This window comes from Bacillus sp. 05T31, from assembly GCF_056396725.1.
This window is the reverse complement of sequence record NZ_JBFTMA010000782.1, coordinates 1-1,929: the sequence shown is the minus strand read 5'-3', so window position 1 is coordinate 1,929 and position 1,929 is coordinate 1. Positions and strand designations below refer to the sequence as shown.

General features: G+C 31.9%; 2 protein-coding genes and 1 pseudogene. 2 read left to right on the top strand and 1 reads right to left on the bottom strand.

Annotated elements, in window-relative coordinates:
- The first annotated feature begins 16 nt into the window (after window positions 1–16).
- Window positions 17–472 (top strand): cupin domain-containing protein, encoded by a 456-nt coding sequence (locus AC1DJR_RS28195; protein ID WP_002127529.1) that lies wholly within the window; start codon window positions 17–19, stop codon window positions 470–472.
- Window positions 473–586: 114 nt separating this feature from the next.
- On the opposite strand, the pseudogene AC1DJR_RS28190 reads toward AC1DJR_RS28195, so the two are convergent.
- Window positions 587–937 (bottom strand): annotated as a pseudogene (locus tag AC1DJR_RS28190) (aminoglycoside phosphotransferase); the annotation flags it as partial.
- Between the two features lie 397 nt (window positions 938–1,334).
- On the opposite strand from AC1DJR_RS28190, the gene AC1DJR_RS28185 reads away from it, so the two are divergent.
- On the top strand, window positions 1,335–1,929 hold a 595-nt coding region (locus AC1DJR_RS28185), incomplete at its 3' end, for a helix-turn-helix domain-containing protein (RefSeq protein WP_477004066.1).

Genomic DNA, 1,929 nt, shown 5'->3' with positions numbered 1-1,929 from the left:
TGAGAGGAGAATACAAATGAGTCAATTTGTTAATTCAACAATGGAAGGTAAAAATTTTAGTGCTGTTCAAGTAGGAAAGTGGGAGGATTTGCTTCAATATAAAAATGGAAATCCATTTAAAGCTCCTGGAAAGGTATTTCTTAAAGATGACTTACAATGTACAGGGATGGAAGTTTCACTAAATGTTTTCCCTCCAGGCATTTCAATGCCCTTTTATCATAAGCATAGAGAAAATGAAGAGCTGTATATCTTCGTCAAAGGACAAGGGGAATTCAAGATTGATGATGAAATCCTTGAAATCAAAGAGGGTACTGTCATAAGGGTGGCACAAGAGGGGGAAAGAATTTGGCGTAACAATTCAAGTGAACCTCTCTATTTTATTTGTATTCAAGCTAGGGCAAATACTTTGGAAGAAAGTAATATCGAGGATGGTATTAAGCTAGATAAATCCGTTGAATGGATTGAAAAATAGGTGCCACTGTACGATTAAATATCGTTTCGCTCCTTGTATTTTGTCTTTTGAAGAAAACTTATCTATAGAAAAGTACACCCAATTGTTAAACTGAATGTAACAATTGGGTGTACTTCATAGGAAACCAACTGTGTTTAAAGAATGGCTTTTTTCAATCTGTATTCTATAAAGGTTCATTATCCGTACCTCTTCCTCAGTTAATTCTTCTTTATCCCAATACATATGCATTAAACTATATTCGAATATTTCCTTTAATTTAATAAACAATGGAAGCTGCTCTATCATTTCTGTAGGTAGATCATTTTCCTCCTGGTATCCGTCGATTATTGCTTTTGTAATAGAATTCTCATACTCGACTATGTTGCCATTCCCAACGAAAGAATATTCTATCGCGCTATAGACTGGAACAGCTAAATCGAATATGTAAAAATGTTTTTCACAGTCTTGAAAATCAATCATTTGGATATAGTTTATTAATTAGTTTAAGTATCTCTTTTTCTATATTATTCATTTTAACTTCCTTTCCAAACATAAATTTTCCACTCACAAAACTACTAGTTCATTAACTTACAAATTTCGTGTTTTATTTGGTAGAATCCTTTAAAAAAGATTTATCCCGTAAAAGTCCGATTAGTATGGGATAATAATCAGTGGGGAGGAACAAACTCCCCACTGATTAAAGTTTCACTTTATTGGAAAGTTAAGTAAATGTATGTCAAAATAAGATAGCTGAAAAAATATGAAATGAGTAATTACATATGATATTTAAAGGTTCTAGAGGGTGGTTAATGTTATAAACCACAAGAAATATCAAAAGAAAGAAGTGGATACTTCTTATAATATTTAGTGAGGAGGGAGATAAATGAATGAACATATACAGCTAATGATTGAATGGATTGAGGGCAATTTTAAAAAGGAGTTTTCATTAGATAAATTATCTGATTATATGGGGTATTCTCCTTACTTCTGTTCGTTTAAATTTCATCAAGTAACAGGGATAAGTATTAGACGATATATTCTTCTTAGAAGATTGTATTTATCAACGGAAGATTTGACGAATGATAGAAAGATAATTGATATCGCATTTGATTACGATTACTCTTCGCAAGAGGCTTATAGTAGAGCATTTAAAACTGTTTTTGGTATAACCCCAGGAAAATTCCAACTTAACAAAATACCGGTTCAATCATTTATTAAACTCTCAATCAATGATGGCAAGGAGTGGGATAGAATGAATTTTTCTAGAAAAATTGAAGTTAATCAGTTACGAAATGCGAAGAGTGAGCTGTTTGATAAAGATGTACTAAAYATATTAAATGGTCAATTTATGTATGAAGAATTTAAAAGTGAAARACTAATGGGGGAGTCTGATTACGCTCCATTTAATGAAGCTATGTGTGTAAATACGACTACTGCACAGATTTTTGATGATGAGTTTATTAAAACAAGGGCAGAAG